This is a genomic window from Streptomyces sp. A 4/2, from assembly GCF_940670765.1.
GTDB lineage: Bacteria > Actinomycetota > Actinomycetes > Streptomycetales > Streptomycetaceae > Streptomyces.
Map to the genome: position 1 here is coordinate 1 of NZ_CALNVW010000060.1, position 21,486 is coordinate 21,486.

The window sequence follows — 21,486 nt, forward strand, 5'->3', positions numbered from 1 at the left end:
TCTCAAACTCTAGCGGATTTCCCGGGTGACTCATAATCGAGTCGAACAGAGCGAATTCCGGCATGCCGAAATTCTCCCCGACGGGAGATCGTGCTGAGTTTGTTTGCCGCATTCGCGGCGGGAGTGGTTGTCGCAGAACCGTTCCGGCCCCGTGACAACTCGAAGAACCTTACAGACCTGCGGGAGGCGCGTCAACCTCCTCCAGCGGTCCGTGTCAACCCAGTTGTTCGGCGTCCCGACCGGGCCGGGTCAGTCCAGGTCGGTGAGTCGGCCGCCGGCGTCGGGCTGGGCGTCCTCCACCCGGCGCAGCAGCACCGTCAGCATCTCGCCGAGGGCTCCGCGGTCCTGGTCCGACAGATCCTGGAGCAGGCCCCCCTCGAAGGTCGACGCCATGCGCATCGCCTCCAGCCACTTCGTACGGCCCTCGTCCGTGAGCTCGACGATGACGCGTACCCGGTTGCTCTCGTCCCGGTCCCTGGTGACGAAACCGTCGGCCGCCATGCGGTCGATGCGGTGCGTCATCGCGGCCGGGGTGAGGCCGAGGCGCTTGGCCAGCTCTCCGGGGCCCATTCGGTAGGGGGCGCCGCCGAGTACAAGGGTCTTCAGCACCTCCCATTCCGTCTTGCTGATGCCCAGCTCCGCGAGCTGGCGGCCGTAGCCGACGTTCATCCGGCGATTGAGGCGGTCCAGGGCCGACACGACCTTCTCGACCTGGGGGTCGAGGTCGCGGAATTCGCGCTGGTAGGCGGCGATCTGCTCGTCGAGGGTCGGCTCGTCCGGGACGGGGGTCTCTGGCATGCCCGGGAGTATTCCACGGAAGTCGTTCGCGTCGAAGTCCTTCGATGTGTATTGTTGACATCCGAACTTTACTGTTGAAGTCTTCACACCTTGAGAGGCAGGTGAGTGGTGACCAGGGCGATGGGTGCCGCGATGCGTCGGATCCAGGCAGGTACGGCGCTGAGCGCGTTCGGTATCGGCTTCACCGTTCCGTATCTGTACATCTATGTGTCACAGGTGCGGGAACTCGGATCGAGTACGGCAGGGGCCGTGCTCGCCGTCTTCGCGGTGGCCGCTCTGGTCGTCCTCCCCTTCACCGGTCGGCTCATCGACCGGCGCGGGCCGCTGCCCGTACTGGTGGGGGCCGCCGCGCTCGCCGCCGTCGGCGCGATGAGCATGGGGCTGTCCGGCGGGGTGGTGACCGTCGTGCTGTCGGCCGCGGTGCTCGGGGCCGGTACCGCCGTCATGCAGCCCGCTCTGGCCACGATGATCGTCTGGTGCTCCACCCCGTCCACCCGGACCCGGGCGTTCACCATGCAGTTCTTCCTGCAGAACCTCACGCTCGGCATCGGTGGACTCGTCGGCGGTCAGATCGTCGACCAGACCCGGCCCGGCAGTTTCACCCTGCTGTTCGCCATCGAGGCCGCGATGTTCCTGGTGCTCGCCGGGATCGCCGCCACCGTGCGGCTGCCGCGCGCGCCCGGTGTGGAACTCGCGCCGCAGGCCAAGGGCGGCGGGCTGCGCACGCTGCTGCGGCACCGGGCCATGGTGCAGCTCTGCGTGCTCGGGTTCGTCGTCTTCTTCGCCTGCTACGGACAGTTCGAGTCCGGGCTGGCCGCGTACGGCACCGAGGCCGCCGGAATCCAGCCCTCGACGCTCGGTATCGCCCTGGCCGCCAACACCGCCGTGATCGTCATCGCGCAGTTCGTCGTGCTGAAGGTCGTGGAGCAGCGGCGGCGCTCCCGGGTGATCGCCGCCGTCGGGCTCGTCTGGGCCTTCGCCTGGGTGATCGCCGGGTACGCCGGACTCGGGCACGGCAGCCAGACCATGGCGACCGCGGCGTTCATCTCGACGTACGCGCTGTTCGGGCTCGGTGAGTCGATGCTGTCGCCGACCGTGGCCCCGCTGGTCGCCGATCTGGCGCCCAGCTCGATGGTCGGTCAGTACAACTCGGCGTTCGCCCTGGTCAAGCAGCTCGCGCTGGCTATCGGACCGGCCGTGGGCGGGCCGATGGGGGCCTCGCTGCACCTGACGTACATCGCGACGTTCGTGGTGTTCTCCCTGGGGATCACCGTGCTGGCGCTCCGGCTGGGGCGGCGGCTCAGCCCCGTACAGGACCAGCCCTCGCTCGCCCATGCGTCGCGGGTCGTGGCCACGCATGTGCCGGAACCGGCGGCGGTTCACTGACGCGGTCGCGGCCCCCGCGGGGGCCGCTTCCGTGTTCACGGACGGTTTCCCGCTCAGCGGTTCCGGTCCTCGGTCCCCCGCGGGACCGCGAACTCGCACCAGACCGCCTTGCCGCCGCCCGGTGTGCGACGGGAGCCCCAGGACGCGGCGATCGTCGCGATGATGGAGATCCCGCGGCCCGCCTCGTCCGCGGGCTCGGCGCGGCGGCGGCGCGGCAGGTGATCGTCGCCGTCGGTGACCTCGATGATCAGCCGGCGGTCGGTGCGCCGCAGCCGGAGGCGCATCGGCGGGGTGCCGTGCTGGAGCGAGTTGGCGACGAGTTCGCTGGCCGCCAGGACCCCCAGGTCGTGCAGCTCCACGGGGAACCGCCAGGACGTCAGGACTCCGGAGGCGAAGGCCCGCGCGCGTGAGGCCGCTTCCACCCCGCCCAGCAGGTCGAGCGCCGCGTTGTGGAAGAGCTCGGCGGCCGGGCCCGTACGGGAGGGGTGCTGGACGACGAGGATCGCGACGTCGTCGTCGTGTTCCGCGGTGACGCCCAGCGAGCGGATCAGCCGGTCGCAGACGACCTGCGGAGCGCCGGACGCGCCGGACAGGGCGCGCTCCAGAGCGGCTACGCCTTCGTCGATGTCCTCGCCCCGGCGCTCGACCAGACCGTCGGTGTAGAGGACCGCCGCCGATCCCGGGGGCAGCGCGATCGAGTCCGACGTGTGCTGGTAGCCGCCGGTGCCGAGCGGCGGGCCCGTCGGATCGGCGGCCCGCCGGACCGTACCGTCCTCGTCCCGGACCAGGACGGGGAGGTGCCCGGCCGACGCGTAGACCAGACGACCCTCGTTGGGGTCGTGGACCGCGTAGAGGCAGGTGGCGATCTGGTTGGGATCGATCTCGGAGGCGAGGCCGTCCAGGAGCTGCAGGATCTCGTGCGGCGGGAGGTCGAGGCGGGCGTAGGCGCGGACAGCGGTGCGGAGCTGGCCCATGACGGCGGCGGCGCGCACCCCGCGGCCCATCACGTCCCCGATGACCAGGGCCGTGCGTCCCGCCCCGAGGGTGATCACGTCGTACCAGTCGCCGCCGACCGCGGCGTCGGTGCCGCCCGGCTGGTAGGTGGCGGCGATCCGCAGGTCGTCCGGCTGTTCCAACTCCTGGGGCAGCAGCGAACGTTGGAGGGTGACGGCGGTCTCGCGCTGGCGGCGCTCACTGGTGCGCAGCCGCTCGGCCGCGTCCGCGTGGTCGGAGACGTCGGCGGCGAAGACCAGGACCCCGCCGTCCTCCTGAAGGTGCTTCACCGGGGTGCAGGTCACGGTGTACGAGCCCGCGCCCGGACCGGTCCGTACCCGGCGGGACTTGACCGTGCGGGCGGTGCCGCTGCGCAGGACCTGGTCCATCAGGGGGAACAGACCCAGCTCGTCCAGTTCCGGCATCACTTCGGTGGCCGCGCTGCCGGTGGCGCGGGGGCCGAACGCCTCGGTGTAGGCGTCGTTGACGTACGCGATCCGGTGCTCGGGTCCGTACACGAGGGCGACGAGGGCGGGCAGTTGGCCGAGGACCTCCCGGGCGGAGAGTTCGTCGAGCGCCGGGACGGGGGCCCGGTCGGCGGGCGGCTCGCCCTCCTGGCCGGGTTCCTGGGGGGTTTCGGACTCACCGCGGGCTGCTGGCACGGAACTGCGGTCGGTCCGCGCGGCGGCGCGGCGCTGTGTACCGGGGAGCCGGGCGCTCCAGCGCGTGAAGTTCACTGCTTTTCAAGCCTCGTTTGTCGATACTGGGCGGCTGGGGCCGGCTGCTCTCCCGGCCGGGGAGCCGGGTCGTCCGGCTGGGGATCCGGGTCGTCCGGCTGGGGATCCGGGTCGTTCTGTACGGGTCTGAGCCCCCCTATGGTCACACGTCCGGTGTGACCGACAGCACTGTCGGGCCTTGGGCCGACCGGCACATGGGGGACGGTCGGCCTCAGTCCCGCTCCGGGCGCTCGCCGCTCGCGGCCCATTCGAATTCGGCCCGCGGATGCTCCAGCGAACCGAGCGAAACGATCTCGCGCTTGAAGAGCCCGGCAAGCGTCCACTCGGCGAGAACCTTGGCCTTCCGGTTGAAGGTGGGTATGCGGCTGAGGTGGTACGCGCGGTGCATGAACCAGGCAGGGTAGCCCTTCAGCTTCCGTCCGTAGACATGCGCGACGCCTTTGTGCAGGCCGAGTGAGGCGACCGAACCGGCGTATTTGTGCGCGTAGTTCCTGAGCGGCCTGCCGTGCATCGAGGCGAGGATGTTCTCGGCGAGGACCTTGGCCTGGCGTACGGCGTGCTGTGCGTTGGGCGCGGTCTCCTTGCCGGGCTCGTCGGACGTGAGGTCGGGGACGGCTGCGGCGTCGCCCGCGGCCCAGGCGTGCTCGCTTCCCTCGACGGCGAGTTGGGCCGTACAGACGAGCCGGCCGCGTGCGTTCAGCGGGAGGTCGCTGGCGGCGAGGACCGGGTGGGGTTTGACGCCCGCGGTCCAGACGAGGGTCCGGTTCGGGAAGCGGGCTCCGTCGCTCAGTACGGCGATCCGGTGGTCGCAGCTGTCCAGGCGGGTTTCGAGGCGTACGTCGATGTTGCGCTTGCGCAGTTCCCGGATCGCGTACGTACCCATCTCGTCGCCGACTTCAGGGAGGATGCGGCCCGAGGCCTCCACGAGGATCCAGTTCATGTCGTCGCGGTCGACGTTGTGGTAGGAGCGGGCGGCGTACCGGGCCATGTCCTCCAGCTCCGCGAGGGCTTCGACGCCCGCGTACCCGCCGCCGACGAAGACGAAGGTGAGGGCGGCGTCGCGGACGGCCGGGTCGCGGGTCGAGGAGGCGATGTCCAGCTGCTCGATGACGTGGTTGCGCAGGCCGATGGCCTCTTCGATGCTCTTGAAGCCGATGCCGTAGCGGTCGAGGCCCGGGATCGGGAGGGTGCGCGACACGGAGCCCGGGGCCAGCACGAGTTCGTCGTACTCGATCTCGACCGCGCCGGTGCCGTCCTCGGGGCCCGCGAGGGTGGTGACGGTCGCGGTGCGCTTGGCGTGACTGATGGCGGTGGCCTCGCCGATGACGATGCGGCACCGGTCGAGCACCCGTCGGAGGGGGACGACGACATGCCGGGGCGAGAGGGATCCGGCGGCTGCTTCGGGGAGGAACGGCTGATACGTCATATAGGGGTCGGGCGTGACCACGGTGATCTCCGCCTCGCCGGCCTTCAGCTTCCGCTGGAGGTGCAGCGCGGTGTACAGACCGACATAGCCGCCGCCGACGACGAGAATGCGCGGGCCGGTCCGGGGGCCGGGGGTCGTCCCCCGGGAAATGGGAGCAGTCACTGTCCCATGAGGCTACGGTCGATCGACTTTGTCCACAGGCCCGGCAAATTGTGTGACTGGAGAACACCGGCGCGGCGGAGCGGACGGTTCCTCCTCGCGAACGGAAGGGCCGCAGGTCAGCGGGTGGGGCGGGAAGGGGGCGCGGGGGCGGAATAGGGAGACTTCCGCTCCATACTCCGATCGGGGGGCGCTCCGTGCGGAACTACCCCCTTCTGAATCGCCCCTTGCTCAACTATGTTCGTAGCTTGTCGGGGCGTCAGGTCAGGTCCTGTCCCCGACGGCCAGGCGGGGAGTCTCCGGGGGGAGACATCATTACCGGGGGAACGCTTATGCATATTCAGGACGCTCATTGGCAGCCTTCTGCGCCGTCCGGGAGCAACGGCCGATCGGCGGCGGGGACGGACACGGTCACGCGTCCCGTGCCTCTTCGGGTGGACGCGCAGCGGAATCTGGAGCACGTACTGCGGGCCGCCCGCGAGGTGTTCGGCGAGCTGGGGTACGGGGCGCCGATGGAGGATGTCGCGCGCCGGGCGAGGGTCGGGGTCGGTACGGTCTACCGGCGCTTCCCGAGCAAGGACGTGCTGGTGCAGCGGATAGCCGCGCAGGAGACGGCGCGGCTGACGGACCAGGCGCGTACGGCACTCGGGCAGGAGGAGGAGCCGTGGTCGGCGCTCTCGCGTTTCCTGCGGACCTCGGTGGCCTCGGGTGCCGGCCGGCTGCTGCCGCCGCAGGTACTGCGGGTCGGGGTGGTGGACGCCGAAGCCGGTTTACTGGACGGCTTCGTCCCGGACGGGACGCGTGTGCCGCAGCAGCGGTCGGCGCCCGGGGGACCCGATGCGCAGCCGGGGTACGGGCTCGCTGCTGATCTCGACGCCGGGGCCGCCGAGTTGCTGGAGGTCGTGGGGCAGCTGGTGGACCGGGCCCGTCACGCGGGTGAGTTGCGGGGCGATGTCACGGTGGCGGATGTGCTGCTGGTGATAGCCACGGCGGCGCCGACACTGCCTGATGCGGCGCAGCAGGCGGCGGCGTCCTCGCGGTTGCTGGACATTCTGCTGGAGGGGTTGCGGTCGCGGCCTGCGTGACGTGCGGTCCGGGTGCTCGGTCGGAGGTCAACGGCCGGGCCTGGACAACTTGTTGAGCCTTCCCCTAACGGATGAAGGTTAGTGCTCGGATTCGGGAAGACTCCCCGGATGAGTGGTTGCCGGATCCGGGCAGCTGATTGTGCACTGCTCTGTGTCAGTCTTGGCCGGTGTTCTGGTCCGAGGCGTACGGGAGCTTTCCGCGATGAGCGTTGAACGGCGGGACGAGCCGCTCGGCGAGACAGGCGGGTCTGCGCAGCAGGTGCCCGGCCAGGTGCCCGAGCAGGGTGGTCCGTCCGATGACGAGTGGTCCACTGACGAGTGGTCCACCAGCGTGCCGCAGCAGCGCGAGGGCAGCGGGAGCAGCGTTCTCCCGCCACCCCGCTCGCTCGATCTGCCACCGTCCGACGCCGATCTGATCCAGCAGATGCGGGACGGCGAGGACAGTGCTTACGCCGAGCTGTTCCGCAGGCACTCCGAAGCGGTCCGCCGCTACGCCCGTACCTGCTGCCGTGACGCGCACACCGCCGACGATCTGACCGCCGAGGTGTTCGCGCGCACGCTCCAGGCGGTACGGGGCGGGGCCGGGCCGGAGCAGGCGGTCAGGGCGTACCTCCTGACCTCCGTGCGGCGGGTGGCGGCGGCGTGGACGAAGACCGCCAAGCGGGAGCAACTGGTCGAGGACTTCGCGCTCTTCGCCGACCAGGCCGCCAGGTCCGCGTCCTCGGAGGTGTCCGACCAGGACACGCTGGACCTGGGCGCCGACGTGCGGGCCATGCAGATCGCCGAGCAGTCGCTGGCCATGGAGGCGTTCCGTTCGCTGCCGGAGCGCTGGCAGGCGGTGCTCTGGCACACCACCGTCGAGAAGGAGTCACCGAGCGACGTCGCGCCGCTGTTCGGGCTGACCGCCAACGCCACCGCCGTACTGGCCAGCAGGGCCCGCGAAGGGCTCAAGCAGGCGTATCTCCAGGCCCATGTGAGCCAGGCGCTCACCGCGGGCGGGGACTGCGCCCAGTACGCCGACCGGTTGGGCGCCTACGCACGGGGCGGGCTGCGGATGCGGGCCGAGCGGGGGTTGCGGAAGCATCTGGAGGAGTGCGCCAAGTGCCGCCTAGCTGCAGGCGAACTCAAGGACGTCAACTCGGGGATTCCCGGACTGGTGCCGATCGCCGTCATCGGCTGGTTCGCCGGTGGGTACGCGCTCAAGGCCGCCGGGATCGCCGCGGGCGGTCTGGCGGGAGCCACCGGAGCAGGCGCCGCCGCGGCAGCGGGCGGGAGTTCCGCGGGCGGTGGGGCCGCCGCGGCCGAGGGGCTGGGTGTCCCGGCCAAGGCAGGGATCGCCGCGGGTGTCGTGGTCGCGGCGGCGGCCGGGCTCGCGTTCGCCCTGTCGGGCAGCGACGCTCCCCCGCCGAAGCCGCACGCGGCGCCTCCGGTGGCGCAGCCCGTGGTACCGCCCGCACCCACGCCCCCGTCCCCCAGGCCGAAGCCGCCGCCTCCCCCGGCGCCCGAGCCCCGGCCCACCCCGAAGCCGACGCCCCGTCCGGCGCCGCCGAAGGCCGAGCCGAAGCCTCCTGCGCCGCCCCGGCCGACTCCGCCGCCGAAGCCGACGCCCAGGCCCACCCCGACACCGACGCCCACCCCGACACCGACGCCCACGCCGACTCCGCCGCCCGCGCCCGCCGTCTACCAGGTCAACACCCTTGCGTACTCACTCGTCGGCGACCACACCGCGCCCGAGTTGAGCCTCCGGGACAGCACTCCGGTGTGGCAGCGGCAGAGTCTGTCGATCGGTGACGCCTCCTACGACCACGGCATCACGGTGCGCGCTCCCTCCAGCGTGACCATCGAGCTCAACCGCCAGTGCACCAGCTATGAGGCACTGGCCGGGGTGGACACCATGGCGATGGGGCTCGGCGCGGTCCGGTTCTCGGTGTACGGGGACGACGCGCTGCTGTGGAGTTCGCCCGTGGTGCACGGCGGGGATCCCGCGGTGCCGGTGCGGGTCGGGATCTCGGGCCGTCGGACGGTACGGCTGGTGGTCGAGCGGGCGGGTGCGTTCGGCTCGGTGGTGCCCGCCGACTGGGCGCAGTCACAGATCAGTTGCCGGTGAGGGCCGGCCGGTCTCCGGTGACGGTTCGGGTTCTGGTGGCGGCCGGTCTCCGGAGACGGTTCGGGTTCTGGTGACGGTTCGGGTTCTGGTGACGGCCGGTCTCCGGTGACGGTTCGGACCCGGTTGCCCACTGTGCCCGTCACAGACCGCCCCCCGTCAGGGACCGCACCCCGTCACAGGCTGCGCCTCGGTACCACTCCGCCCGCCACCGCCCGCTGTTTCGGTGCCGCCGTTCCCGTCCAGCACGTGCCGCGCCGGGACAGCAGCCTGCGGAGCCACAGCTCCGTGGAGACCAGGTCGGCGAGCCCGTCGAGCGGCAGCCGCTCGCCCTGCGCCGCCGCCCGCAGCGCCTTGCGCACCACCCGCGCCTCGATCAGGCCCGCGTCCGCCAGCAGCGGCGCGTCGAAGAGGGCGAGCAGCGTGTCCAGGGAGGAGCGCAGCCCCTGGTGGAAAGTGGCTTTCGCCGTGGAGTGGGAGGGTGCGCCCCAGCCGTGCGGCAGATCGTGGATGCCCGCGCCCGCCAGTACCGTACGGAGGATCGCGGCCCGTGCCCCCGGCTGGACCCGCAGTGATTCGGGCAGGGAGCGGGCCGCCCGGACGACCTGGTTGTCGAGGAACGGGGCGTGCAGTCGCTGGCTGCGTACCTCCGCCGCCTGTTCGAAGACCCGGTGGTCCGCCGCGTACCGGGCCAGTGCTGCTCGGGCGCGGGCCTCCCCCGGGCGCTGCACCGAGGTGGGGCGCAGCGCCGACTCCTGGAGGCGTACGGACACTTCGGCGAGTGCCTCGCCGGTCAGCCAGCGGGCCGCGGGGCCGGGCCGGGACCAGGTGAGCGCGGCCAGCGACGCGTCCAGGGTGGAGCCCTCCGTGGTGAGGAGGAAGTCGCGGTCGCGGAGCCGGGCCGCTGCGGTCTCGATGCCCATCCGGTAGGGGGTACGGGCCAGTTTGCGCGCCGCGCGGTAGACGGTGAGCGGGATGAGGGCCGAGCCGTCCGCCTTCGCCAGGGCTGCGACCGGCCGGACGAGATGGCGTCTGCGGCGGTCCATCAACAGGTCCGCCAGGCGCGCCGGATGCGCGTCGAGCACCTGGCGTGCGCCGTCGCCCACGAAGTGGTCGGCGCTGCCCGCGGCGAGCCGACGGCGGTGGCGCTCCGCGGTGATCAGCGAGGGGCCGGGCTCGTCGGTCAGCGGGCCCGACTCCAGATCTGCGTACGGCAGGGCCTCTTCACCGGCGGTGACGACCACGTGGTGCAGCCGGGGGTTGGCCGCGATGGCTCCGGCCCGTTCCAGTTCGGGTTCGAGACCGCGGGCGGAGAGGTCGTTGAAGGTGACGGCGAGGAGACGCTCCCCGGCGCCCGTGCCGTGGCCGAGGACGGTGCCGGGAACCCCTGGCAGTCCGGCGGCGAGCAGGGTGAGGGTGGCGGACGCGCTGCCCCCGGAGAGGTCGGCGCCGATACCGGGGGCGGGGGCGGGCGCTCCCCGGGCCGCGCGCCGGTCGGCCGGGCCCATGCCGGGGACCGGGCCGGGGTCGGGCGGCAGGGTCCCGGGGGCATGGCGTGGTGCGGTGAGCCGGGCGCGTACGGCTTCGACCAGCGCGTTCCGTACCCCGTCCACCGCACGGTCCGGGTCGACCTGGGCGGCGGCCACCGCGAGCGAGGCGACCTGTTCGTATCCGGTGATCTCCCGGGAACCCTCGCGCAGGATCAGCGCGTGGCCGGGCGGGATGCGCCGGACGCCCGCGTACGGCGTGGAGTCGCGCAGCGCCTCGGGGACGTCGGGGCAGGCGAGCAGCGCGGCCAGGTGCCCGATGTCCAGCTGGGCTTCGATGAGGTCGGCGAGCGGGAGGGCGGCGGTGGCGTAGGCCGTGCCGTTGGCCCAGGGGGTGTGGAAGACCGGCCGGGCGCCTGCCAGGTCGCCGACCACGGTGATCCGGCGGCCGGACTGCACGACGACCGTGTAACTGCCCGGCCAGGCGGTGAGATGACGTAGGGCGCCGCCGCGTGCGGCGAAGAGTCCGACCCGCAGTTCCTCGTCGGTGGCGGCACAACAGCCCAGTACCGCAAGGCGGGTGAAGGGGTCGACGGTGATGACCCGCACCTCGTCGGGCCGCCAGTCGCCGACCGCCCAGAGGGGGTCGGGGTCACCCCAGAGGAGCTGGGATCCGACGGGATGAACGGTGCGGTCCTCACCGGTGCCGCCCACCGAACCGGCCGTGCCGAAGCTCGCGGCAATACTGCTCCACCCCACCAACCACCGCATCGCCGCCTCCACAGGCTGTGGACAACTGAACGTCCGGGACGTTCAGGTCCATGCTGCCATGACAACGGCGTACAGGAGGGAGTACGGAAGCGCGCACCCAAAAGCGAATGCGCCCCCGGCAAAAGCCATGTGACCATGCGCCACGAGGGGCGACATTCGGCCATTCTGGCGAACGGGCAACGGTGGCCCGGGAAGACGGGCGAACCGACCCGGCACTGCGGTCCGGGAGACGCGGTACGCCTCCCGGACCGGCCCGCCGCCCGCGGGGATTGAGGCGGCGGTGTCCCCCAGCCCGCTGGATTCTGGCAGCAGGCCGACCCACGCACTCCACATGGAAGACCTCGGGGGAGGGCCGGGCCAGAGCGCACGGCCGGGCGCACGGCCACACGCCAGGAGCACGAGTGGCGGCTCCGGGCGCTCGGCACGGGCAAACAATCCCGCCATCCGGAACATCACCCCTTAACGGTAGGGATGCGGCGAACTACGCTGGGTTTACGAACGCCCCGCACGGCATCCCGGACAGGAGAGGTTGCCGCGACGTGGCGGCCGTCTGTGTGTCGAGGGGTGGCGCATGTCCAGGGAGCTACGCGGGCCGAACGACAAACTCGGCACCGTTCTCGCCTTAGCGGGAATCAGCAATGCCGGACTGGCGCGACGGGTCAACGACCTCGGCGCCCAGCGCGGCCTGACACTTCGCTACGACAAAACCTCCGTGGCCAGGTGGGTCTCCAAGGGCATGGTGCCCCAGGGCGCCGCGCCCCATCTGATCGCGGCGGCGATCGGCGCCAAGCTGGGCCGGCCCGTCCCGCTGCACGAAATCGGTCTCGCGGACGCGGATCCGGCCCCCGAGGTCGGACTCGCCTTCCACCGGGACGTGAACGCGGCGGTGGTGTCGGCGACCGATCTCTACCGTCTCGACCTGGCCGGCCGGCGCGCCGGAAGTGGCGGGATCTGGCAGTCGCTCGCCGGATCGTTCGCGGTCACGGCATATGCGACACCTGCGTCACGGTGGCTGATAACACCCGCCGATTCCTCGGTGGAGCGCGGCACGGAGGAACTGGCGGACCCGACGGCCCTGCGCGTGGGCCACAGCGATGTGACGAAGTTACGGGAAGCGGCCGAGGACGCCCGGCGCTGGGACTCCAAGTACGGCGGCGGGGACTGGCGTTCATCGATGGTGCCGGAGTGTCTGCGGGTGGACGCCGCCCCGCTGCTGCTCGGTTCGTACAGCGACGAGGTCGGCCGCGGGCTCTTCGGGGCGACCGCCGAACTGACCCGTCTCGCCGGGTGGATGGCGTTCGACACGGGCCAGCAGGAGGCGGCGCAGCGCTACTACATCCAGGCGCTGCGGCTCGCCCGCGCCGCCGCGGACGTCCCCCTGGGGGGATATGTCCTCGCCTCGATGTCCTTGCAGGCGGTCTACCGCGGCTTCGGCGACGAGGGGGTGGATCTCGCGCAGGCGGCCGTGGAGCGCAACCGCGGCCTCGCGACGGCCCGCACGATGAGCTTCTTCAGACTTGTGGAAGCACGGGCGCACGCGCGCGCCGGTGACTCCTCGGCGGCCGGCGCGGCCCTGCGGGCGGCGGAGGGCTGGCTCGAACGCTCACGTGACGGCGACGCGGATCCGTCCTGGCTGGGTTTCTACTCGTACGACCGGTTCGCGGCGGATGCCGCCGAGTGCTACCACGACCTGAAGGCCCCGCGTCAGGTGCGGCGCTTCACCGAACAGGCCCTGTCGAAGCCGACGGAGGAGTTCGTGCGCTCGCACGGGCTGCGCCTGGTGGTCAGCGCGGTGGCGGAGCTGGAGTCGGGCAACCTCGACGCGGCGTGCGCCGCGGGCACCCGGGCGGTGGAGGTGGCCGGGCGGATCTCCTCGGCGCGCACCACGGAGTACGTACGGGATCTGCTGCACCGGCTGGAGCCGTACGGCGACGAGCCGAGAGTCGTGGAGTTACGGGAGCGGGCCCGGCCGCTTCTGGTGGCGCCCGCGTAGCTGGAGAAGCAGAAGGGGCCTCCCCCTTGGTTTGCGGGCATTGTCAGTGGGCCAGTGCACTATCGGGGTGGGAGGAGGTGCGATGTCTTTCGCGAACAGCCACGGCCGCGGCGGCAGCGGCGGATACGACCGCGGGACGGGGTCCGGCCGCGGCGGCAGCGGTGCGTACAGCGGCGGCTTCGACTGCGATGTGCTCGTCGTCGGGGGCGGGATCGTGGGCCTGTCGACGGCCTATGCGCTGACCCGGTCCGCGCCGGGCACCCGGGTGGTGGTCCTGGAGAAGGAGCAGCGCACCGCCCGCCACCAGACGGGCCGGAACAGCGGCGTGATCCACAGCGGGATCTACTACCGGCCGGGCTCACTGAAGGCCCGGTTCGCGGTGCGCGGTGCGGCCGAGATGACGGAGTTCTGCGCGGAGCAGTCCCTGCCCCACGAGGTGACCGGCAAACTGATCGTCGCCACCGGGCGGGAAGAGCTACCCCGGTTGCACGCCCTGGCCCAGCGCGGCAGGGAGAACGGCATTCCGGTGCGGGAGCTGGGTCCCGCACAGATCGCCGAGTACGAACCCGAGGTCCGGGGCCTGGCCGCGATCCGGGTCGCCACCACGGGGATCGCGGACTACGGGGCGGTGGCCGCCCGGCTCGCGGAGCTGTCCGGCGCGGACATCCGCTGCGGCGCCGAGGTGGTGCGGATCTCCCGGCGCCCGGAAGGCGTCGCGGTCGCCACGGCGGACGGTTCGGTCGTCCGGGCCCGCGCCCTGGTGAACTGCGCGGGGCTGCACTGCGACCGGATCGCCCGGCTCGCGGGCGACGACCCGGGCATGCGGATCGTGCCCTTCCGCGGGGAGTACTACACGCTGGCCCGCCCCGGTCTGGTGCGCGGTCTGGTCTACCCGGTGCCCGACCCCGCCTTCCCCTTCCTCGGCGTCCATCTGACGCGGGGAGTCGACGGCGGTGTGCACGTCGGTCCGAACGCGGTACCGGCGCTGGCCCGCGAGGGGTACGGCTGGGGGACCGTGCGCCCCGGCGAGCTGGGCACCACGCTCGCCTGGCCCGGCTCCTGGCGGATAGCCCGGCGGCACTGGCGGTACGGGGCGGGCGAGCTGCACCGCTCGCTGTCGAAGCGGGCGTTCACCGAGGCGGTGCGGCGGCTGCTGCCGTCCGTCGAGGAGCGGGATCTGCGCCGGGCGCCCGCCGGGGTGCGGGCACAGGCGGTGCTCAGGGACGGCACGCTGGTCGACGACTTCCTGATCCGGGAGTCGCCGCGCACGGTCCATGTGCTGAACGCGCCGTCACCGGCCGCGACGGCCGCACTGCCGATCGGCCGCGAGGTCGCCCGGCGGGCGCTGGCCTCGGTGGGGGTCCGGGCCTGACGACGGGCCGGGCCTGACGGAGGGGGCGGGCAGGCCTGACGGAGGCCGGGCCTGACGGAGGCCGGGCCTGACGGAGGGGGCGGGCAGGCCTGACGGGGGCGGTGCGCCCCGGTCGGGGGCCTGACGCGGCGCTGCCGCAACGGGACCTGAGCGGGGCCGGTCCGGGCCCGACGCGGCGCTGCCGGGACGGGCCGGACCAGGACCGTAGCGGGACCGGACCGACCGGTCGCCGGGGATCGTAGACTTGAAAGCACTGTGTCCGATCTCCTGAACCCCAGCCCCGAGTCCTCCCCGGCACCCGCCGCAGAGCCCTCAGCGCCCCGCCGCGCCAAGGGTGAGCCGCGCTTCCCGGGCGGACCCGCCGCCGACCCGGCGGGCTCGCACCACGAGCGCCGGATCCGTAGCTTCCAGCCCCGCCGCAGCCGGGTCACGACCGGACAGGGCGATGCCCTGCAACGGTTGTGGCCGAAGTGGGGCCTGGACATCGACGGCCGGGAGATCCTCGACCTCGGTGCGATGTTCGACGGACTTCCCGTCGTACTGGAGATCGGCTTCGGGATGGGTGAGGCGACCGTGCAGATGGCCGCCGCCGACCCGGCCACCGGAATCCTCGCCACCGATGTGCACACCCCTGGTCAGGGCAATCTGCTCCGTCTCGCGGAACGGGACGGCCTGTCCAACATCCGGGTGGCCAACGGCGACGCGATCATCCTGCTCCGCGAGATGCTGGAGCCCGACGCGCTCGCCGGACTGCGGGTGTACTTCCCCGACCCCTGGCCCAAGAGCCGCCACCACAAACGGCGGCTGATCCAGCCCGAGTTCCTCGACCTGGCCGCTACCCGGCTCGCTCCCGGCGCCGTACTGCACTGTGCGACCGACTGGGAGCCGTATGCCGAGCAGATGCTGGACGTGCTCACCGCGCACCCCGCGTTCGAGAACACCGAGGCGGACGGCGGCTATGCGCCGCGGCCCGCTTTCCGGCCGCTGACCCGGTTCGAGGGGCAGGGGCTCGAAAAGGGCCATGTCGTGCACGACCTGCTGTTCCGCCGCGGCGCCCGGAAGAGTTGAGCCGTCGCGGACGAACACCGTCGCGGACGAGCAGGTGCGGTGAACCGTCGCGGATGAACCGGTGCGGATGAACACCGGTGCGGGTGAGGCAGAACGGATATCCCCTGCGGCATCGCAGTTGTCAGTGCCGCTCGTTAGGGTCAATGGGGTGTACGAGTCGAGCTCGCCGCCCGGGGCGATCCATCCGGTGGTTCCGGCCTACGAGGAGCAGCCGCGCTTCGATGCCGTGCCGCCGCGTGCGCACTGGCGTTACAAGCCGCGCAAGGACTTCTGGCGCAGCAAGGCGCTGCGTGCCTCCGCGGTGATCGTGCTCCTCGCCCTCTGCGGCCTGTTGATCCTCTCGCTGGTACGCGAACAGACCGGCACCGAAGGCTTTCTGGTCGGCCTCGGCCTGGCCGTGCTGCCGGTGCCGCTGCTGATGGCCGCCTTCCGCTGGCTGGACCGGGTCGATCCGGGCCCCTGGAGCAATCTGCTCTTCGCGTTCGCCTGGGGGGCGTGCGCCGCCGCGCTCGTCGCGATCATCGCGAACTCCTTCGCGACCCACTGGATCGCGACCGCCACCGCCGACCCCAGCAGCGCGGACACCCTCGGAGCGACCGTGGTGGCGCCGGTCGTCGAGGAGAGCGCGAAGGCAGCGGCGGTTCTGCTGATCTTCCTCTTCCGAAGACGGCACTTCACCGGACTCGTCGACGGTGTGGTCTTCGCGGGCTTCACCGCGACCGGCTTCGCCTTCACCGAGAACATCCTCTATCTGGGCAGCGCCTTCGGCGAGGACAAGTCCATGGGCTTCTCCGGTGTGCCCTCGGTGACCGCGGCGACGTTCTTCGTCCGGGTCGTCGTGGCGCCCTTCGCACACCCGCTGTTCACGGTACTGACCGGCATCGGCTTCGGGCTCTCGGCGCTCGCCACCGGGCGCAGACGGCTGCGCAGATACGCACCGCCGCTGCTCGGCCTGGTCTGCGCCATGGGAATGCACGCCCTGTGGAACAGCTCGTCGGTCTTCGGCACCTACGGCTTCTACCTGGTCTACGGCGTGTTCATGGTGCCGGTCTTCGGGGTGGTCACCTGGCTGGCGATCTGGACCCGGCAGCGGGAGCTGCGCACGATATCGACGGAGCTGCCCGCGTACGCCGCGGCGGGCTGGCTGGCGCCGGAGGAACCCCTCGCGCTCTCGTCGATGCGGGCGCGCGCGATGGCGCGCGGCTTCGCGGCACGAACGGGCGCGGCGGGTACCGACCCCCGGGGCCAGCACCTCAACGCCCAGCCGAATCCGTACGGCCAAGCAAGTCCCTACGGCCAGCCGAACCCGTACGCCCAGCCGTCTTCGTACGTTCAACCGGCCCCGTACGCGCAGCCGACCCCGTACGCCACTCCGAGCCCGGCGCCCTACGCGGACCCCGTGCCGTACGCGAACCCGGCGCCCCACCCGAGCCTGGTGCCGTACGCGGACCCCGCGAACCCTCCATCGCCCCCGAGCCCCTACTACCCGTACGTACGACCGCAGCCGTCCGCCGTTGCGAAGGCGCGGGCCAAGGCCGCGTCCCGGGCCGTGTCCGAGTACGAGGCGTTCGCGACCACCCTGGCCTTTCTGCGGCACCGGGCCCGGCGCGGGGCGGTGGGCCCGGACTTCGAGGCACGCGAGCAGGAGCTGCTGCACCACCTCTGGCAGCGCAAGGAGATAGCCGGGCCCGCGCTGCTGTACGCGGCGCGGGCGACGGGCCGGGTACGGGTGGCGCCGCCGTATCCGTACTACGGCAGCCACCACCCGTACCAGCGCTGACCGGCTGCAGCCGACGGGCTCAGCCGACTACCGGAGTCAGGCGGAGGCCGCCGTCAGCTCCGCCAACTCGGCCTCGGTGAGCTCCAGTTCGGCCACCGCGGTCAGCGCGGGCAGCTGCTCGACCGTACGGGCCGACGCGATCGGCGCGGCGACGGTCGGCCGCGCGGCCAGCCAGGCCAGCGCGACGGTCGCGAGCTCGGCCTCGTGCGCCGCCGCGACCTTGTCCAGCGCGGCCAGGACCTTGATCCCCCGCTCGGTCCCGAGGTGCTGGCCCGCCTTCTCCACCCGCACGCTGTCGACCTCCGTACCGGGCCGGTACTTGCCGGTGAGGAAGCCGGACGCCAGCGCGAAGTACGGCACGGCGGCCAGGCCGTGGCGGGCGGCGGTGTCCTGGAGCCCGCCCTCGTAGGTGTCGCGGGAGACCAGGTTGTAGTGCGGCTGGAGGGCGACGTACCGGGCCAGGCCCTCCGCCTCCGAGAAGGCCAGCGAGGCTTCGAGACGCTCGGGCGTGATGTTGGAGGCGGCGATGGCGCGCACCTTGCCGTCCTTCACCAGCTGGTCGAGGGCGGTGATGATCTCCTCGACCGGGACAGCCGGGTCGTCGAAGTGGGTGTAGTAGAGGTCGATGTGGTCGGTGCGCAGACGGCGCAGCGACTCCTCGGCCGCAGCCTTGATGTTCGCGGGGGCGAGCCCCTTGTACTGCGGGTGCGCACCGACCTTGGTGGCGACGACGACCTCGGAGCGGTTCCCGCGCGCGGCCAGCCAGTTGCCGATGATGGTCTCGGACTCGCCGCCCTCGTTGCCCGGCACCCACGCGGAGTAGGCGTCCGCGGTGTCGACGAAGTTGCCGCCCGCCGCCGCATAGGCGTCGAGCACGTCGAAGGACTGCGCCTCGTCGGCGCTCCAGCCGAAGACATTGCCGCCGAGGGCGAGCGGGAACACCTGGATGCCGGACGAGCCGAGTTCACGTAGAGAAGTCATACGTTGATCAACCGCCCGCCGGGGCCGCACTATTCCGCCGGGACGGCGCTGCCCGTGCACAGCACCCGGGTCCCGCACACCGAAGCCGGCAGCCCTGGCGTCGGGGGGGTGTATCGCCAGGGCTGCCGGGGTCGCGGGTGCCGTCAGGCGTGCAGGCCCTTGCTCGCGAGCCAGGTCATCGGGTCGATCGGGTCGCCGCCGCCGGGGCGGACCTCGAGGTGCACATGCGGGCCGGTGACATTGCCGGTGGCGCCGACGCGGCCGATGACCTCGCCGGTGCTGACCTTCTGGCCGGCACTGACGGACATCGAGGACTGGTGGCAGAACCACAGCTCGGTACCGTCGTCGAGCGTGATGACCGTGCGGTAGCCGTACGACCCGGCCCAGCCCGCCGACTTGACCGTGCCGCTGTGGACAGCCTTGATCGGGGTGCCGGTGGGGGCCGCGAAGTCGAGGCCGGTGTGGTGACCGGAGGACCACATCGAGCCGCCGTCACCGAAGCGCGAGGTGAGGGTGTACGAGGAGACGGGGAGCGAGTAACTGGCGGCCAGCTTCGCGAGCCGTTCCTTCTCGGCCTTGGCCTTGGCCTCCGCCTCGGCCTTCTTCTTGGCGGCCTTCTCCTTGGCGTCCGCCTCTTCCTGCTTCTTCGCGGCCTCGGCCGCAGCCTTCTCCGCGGCTGCCTTCTCGGCTGCCGCCTTGGCCTCGTCCTCGGCCGCGCCCTGCTGCTGTTCGGCCTGCTGGAGGATGCGGGCGCGGAGCGCTTCACCGGCGTCGGCGCCGCCCTTGCCGGTGACGAGCGACGCGTGGGTGACGGTGGCCGTACCGCCGTTGTCCGACGAGTCGCCGCCGTTGTCCGACGAGTGGCCGCCGAGGTCGGAGATCAGCGCACCCACGCCGGGCAGCGACTCGGCCTCCGGGAGCTTGTCCTTGACGGACTGCGGGAGGTCGGGGAGGGATATCGAGACCGGCGGCTTGCTCTGCGCGCTGGCCATGCCGCCCGCGCCGACCGCCGCGATCACGCCGACACCGAGAACCGTCGAGCTGCGGGCGAGACCGTTGCGCTGCTTCGCCACCCGGTGCTTGCCGCGGACCGGCCGGACGGAATCCTCGGTGGGGTTCCATTCGTCGAAGGTCCCGCCGTCGTCACCACCGAACCCGAGAGCATCGTCATTCGGGAAGTACAGCGTTTCGGGGGCAGGGTTGTTGGACGCCACGGAGGCGCACTCCTTTCCTTCCTTACCGCCTACCGGGTTAGCTGACGGGTTCGGAGCAGGAAGGTCTCCTACGGGCAGCCCCTCACGAAGCGGCCCGATTCACCCCAATTGGTGGTTCCCCGGTTCCCTTGCGGGATTCGGCGCGTGCGCACGGTGCCGCCTCTTGCGACGACTGGGACGACCGCGCTGCGTTATCGAACGTTAATAGACGCGGGTACCGGATTCCAAGCTGTTCCCACTGATCGTTAACGGCTTTGGCCTCCGTTAACCGGGACAGAGCCGGGCAGATCGGGGTGACTTGATCCCCCCTCAGGAAACATCGAAATTCTGACCGTGCGTCAAATGTTATGCGGAGTGGAGTACGCCGACTACGGATTGTGTCCGGCAGCTCGCACGATCCCCATCATCCGCCGCCGGTCCGGCTGCCCCTCCATCGGACGCTCCACCGCGAGCAGCGCCATGTCGTCCGTGGAGTGCCCGCCCGTGTGCAGCCGTACGTCGTCGGACAGCGCCGTCAGCAGCTCCTCGGGCCCGGGGAAGACCCGGCCGCGCAGCCGCTCCTGCGGGTTGTAGAAGACCCCCTCGGTGTTCCGCGCCTCGGAGAGCCCGTCGGTGTACATCAGCAGCGTGGCCCCCGGCGGGAACGGCGACTCGTCCGCCCGGTCCGGCCAGGCCGCCAGATCCGACAGTCCCAGCGGCAGCGCGGGGTCGCCCGGCGCGAGTACGTCGAGGCTGCCGTCCACGTACAGCAGCAGCGGCTCGGGGTGGCCCCGGTTCAGCAGCCGGATCAGGTCCTGCCGGCCACGCGGGATCTCGGCGAGCGCCGCCGTGGTGAACCCTTCGAAGGCGTCGAGCCCCTCCCGGCGCACCCCTTCGCGGGTCAGCGCGCGCTCCAGGCGCTGGGCGACCCCCTCGATCGTGGCCTCCTGCTCGGCGGCCTCCCGGAACGCGCCGATCACCACGGCCACGGCCTCGACCGCACCCAGTCCCTTGCCCCGGACGTCACCCACCACCAGCCGGACCCCGTACGGCGTGTCCTGTACGGCGAAGAGGTCCCCGCCGATGAAGGTCCCGGCCTGCGCCGCCTCGTACCGGGCCGCGATGTGCAGCCCGCCGATCCGCTCGGAGGGCACCGGCAGCACAGCCCGCTGGGCGGTCTCGGCGACGACCCGCGCCGACGCCAGCTGCTCGCCGCTGCGCTGGATGACCCGGTTGATGAGGAGGGCGATGGCAGCCACCGTGACGACGGTGACCTGCTCGGTGATGGATGTTCCGGTGGTCTCGGTGCCGTTGGTCGCGCGCAGCCCCGCGATGCCCGCGACCGCGATCACCCCGGTCACCAGCGTGCCCCGGAACGAGAAGAACGGGGCGGCCATCACCGGAGCGGCGGCGAAGAACGGGGCGGCGGTGAAGGTCGGCGGGGTCAGCACATCGAAGAGCACCCCGCCGACGATCAGCACGGCGGGCAGCACCCGGAGGAACCGGCGCGCTCTGCCCCTGCTTTCTCGCTGCCCCACCAGTGGTCTCCTGCCCGGTCCGTACCGCGGCGGACGGTACCGCGCTCCTCCCAGGCTGGCCGCAGCCGTGCCGGTCGGCGATTCGGCCACGGCCAAGTGGGGGAGCGCAGCACGGGGGCGGAAACGCCCGAAGGCCCGGCACATGATGTGCCGGGCCTTCGTTCACAAGTAGCGGGGACAGGATTTGAACCTGCGACCTCTGGGTTATGAGCCCAGCGAGCTACCGAGCTGCTCCACCCCGCGTCGGTAGATACAACTCTACGGCATGCGCGGGGCGCCTCGAACCATTTACCGGCGCCGCTTCCCCACCGGGACGGGACATCGCCAGGGATCCGGGCCGCGTCGTCCGGGGCGAGGAGGGCGACGGCGCTGCCCGCGCGCTTCCGCCGCGAGCGGTCCACCCTGATCGGCCGCCCTTCCGGCCGTGCCGTGCTGCGCCACCTCCTCGACCGGATCGGTGTCGCGGTCGACGACGAGCAGCGCGCCGAGCTGTAGCTGTACCGGGTGCACATCGCCGAGCGCCCCGACGGCGACTGCGAGGACCTGGAGACCGTCCGGCTGCGGCCGGCCCGGGAGTTGGCCCCGGCGCGCGTACCGCACCGGATGATCGGCATC

General features: G+C 71.9%; 15 protein-coding genes, 1 tRNA gene and 1 riboswitch. Of the genes, 7 read left to right on the forward strand and 9 right to left on the reverse strand.

The genetic code is table 11. The features are described from left to right. Positions 1-249 precede the first annotated feature (249 nt). The gene (locus tag NBY69_RS34985) at positions 250-798 is read right to left on the reverse strand and encodes a MarR family winged helix-turn-helix transcriptional regulator (protein WP_250306241.1); all 549 of its coding nucleotides are present in this window, start codon (positions 796-798) and stop codon (positions 250-252) included. 120 nt (positions 799-918) lie between these two features. Between NBY69_RS34985 and NBY69_RS34990 the strand changes: the two genes are divergently transcribed. Beyond that, positions 919-2,184, forward strand: coding sequence for an MFS transporter (locus NBY69_RS34990; RefSeq protein ID WP_250306364.1), 1,266 nt, complete (start codon positions 919-921; stop codon positions 2,182-2,184). Positions 2,185-2,237: 53 nt separating this feature from the next. On the opposite strand, the gene NBY69_RS34995 is transcribed toward NBY69_RS34990, so the two are convergent. After that, a complete protein-coding gene (locus NBY69_RS34995) occupies positions 2,238-3,914 on the reverse strand; it encodes an ATP-binding SpoIIE family protein phosphatase (protein WP_250306243.1) in 1,677 nt (558 codons plus the stop codon). A gap of 211 nt (positions 3,915-4,125) precedes the next feature. Further along, the gene (locus NBY69_RS35000) at positions 4,126-5,502 is read right to left on the reverse strand and encodes an NAD(P)/FAD-dependent oxidoreductase (RefSeq protein WP_250306245.1); all 1,377 of its coding nucleotides are present in this window, start codon (positions 5,500-5,502) and stop codon (positions 4,126-4,128) included. Positions 5,503-5,831: 329 nt separating this feature from the next. On the opposite strand from NBY69_RS35000, the gene NBY69_RS35005 reads away from it, so the two are divergent. Next, positions 5,832-6,584 (forward strand): TetR/AcrR family transcriptional regulator, encoded by a 753-nt coding sequence (locus tag NBY69_RS35005; protein ID WP_250306246.1) that lies wholly within the window; start codon positions 5,832-5,834, stop codon positions 6,582-6,584. 202 nt (positions 6,585-6,786) lie between these two features. Further along, positions 6,787-8,691 (forward strand): sigma-70 family RNA polymerase sigma factor, encoded by a 1,905-nt coding sequence (locus NBY69_RS35010; RefSeq protein WP_250306247.1) that lies wholly within the window; start codon positions 6,787-6,789, stop codon positions 8,689-8,691. A gap of 173 nt (positions 8,692-8,864) precedes the next feature. Here NBY69_RS35010 and NBY69_RS35015 read toward each other — a convergent pair whose 3' ends face one another. After that, positions 8,865-10,946 (reverse strand): asparagine synthase-related protein, encoded by a 2,082-nt coding sequence (locus NBY69_RS35015; RefSeq protein ID WP_250306248.1) that lies wholly within the window; start codon positions 10,944-10,946, stop codon positions 8,865-8,867. Between the two features lie 571 nt (positions 10,947-11,517). Between NBY69_RS35015 and NBY69_RS35020 the strand changes: the two genes are divergently transcribed. The 4 genes from NBY69_RS35020 to NBY69_RS35035 all read left to right on the forward strand — a co-directional run bounded on the left by NBY69_RS35020 (position 11,518) and on the right by NBY69_RS35035 (position 17,159). Then, entirely contained in the window at positions 11,518-12,939 is a 1,422-nt protein-coding gene (locus tag NBY69_RS35020) for an MFS transporter (RefSeq protein WP_250306249.1), read from the forward strand. An 82-nt stretch (positions 12,940-13,021) separates the two neighbouring features. Continuing rightward, a complete protein-coding gene (gene lhgO, locus NBY69_RS35025; protein WP_250306250.1) occupies positions 13,022-14,311 on the forward strand; it encodes an L-2-hydroxyglutarate oxidase in 1,290 nt (429 codons plus the stop codon). 267 nt (positions 14,312-14,578) lie between these two features. Beyond that, positions 14,579-15,379: a tRNA (guanosine(46)-N7)-methyltransferase TrmB gene (trmB, locus tag NBY69_RS35030; protein ID WP_250306365.1), complete on the forward strand. Its 801-nt coding sequence runs from the start codon at positions 14,579-14,581 to the stop codon at positions 15,377-15,379. 148 nt (positions 15,380-15,527) lie between these two features. Next, entirely contained in the window at positions 15,528-17,159 is a 1,632-nt protein-coding gene (locus NBY69_RS35035) for a PrsW family glutamic-type intramembrane protease (protein WP_374211373.1), read from the forward strand. A gap of 36 nt (positions 17,160-17,195) precedes the next feature. On the opposite strand, the gene NBY69_RS35040 is transcribed toward NBY69_RS35035, so the two are convergent. From NBY69_RS35040 to NBY69_RS35060, 5 genes are all read right to left on the reverse strand, one after another. After that, positions 17,196-18,140, reverse strand: a complete 945-nt coding sequence (locus NBY69_RS35040) for an aldo/keto reductase (protein ID WP_250306251.1) — start codon at positions 18,138-18,140, stop codon at positions 17,196-17,198. Positions 18,141-18,283: 143 nt separating this feature from the next. Further along, a complete protein-coding gene (locus NBY69_RS35045; protein ID WP_250306252.1) occupies positions 18,284-19,354 on the reverse strand; it encodes a M23 family metallopeptidase in 1,071 nt (356 codons plus the stop codon). Between the two features lie 11 nt (positions 19,355-19,365). Next, positions 19,366-19,507: riboswitch (cyclic di-AMP (ydaO/yuaA leader) on the reverse strand. A 215-nt stretch (positions 19,508-19,722) separates the two neighbouring features. Next, complete coding sequence (locus tag NBY69_RS35050) at positions 19,723-20,871, reverse strand: PP2C family protein-serine/threonine phosphatase (RefSeq protein WP_308409519.1); 1,149 nt, start codon at positions 20,869-20,871, stop codon at positions 19,723-19,725. Between the two features lie 169 nt (positions 20,872-21,040). After that, positions 21,041-21,114, reverse strand: a tRNA-Met gene (locus NBY69_RS35055). Positions 21,115-21,159: 45 nt separating this feature from the next. After that, positions 21,160-21,471: a hypothetical protein gene (locus NBY69_RS35060; RefSeq protein WP_250306253.1), complete on the reverse strand. Its 312-nt coding sequence runs from the start codon at positions 21,469-21,471 to the stop codon at positions 21,160-21,162. Between the last annotated feature and the right edge of the window lie 15 nt (positions 21,472-21,486).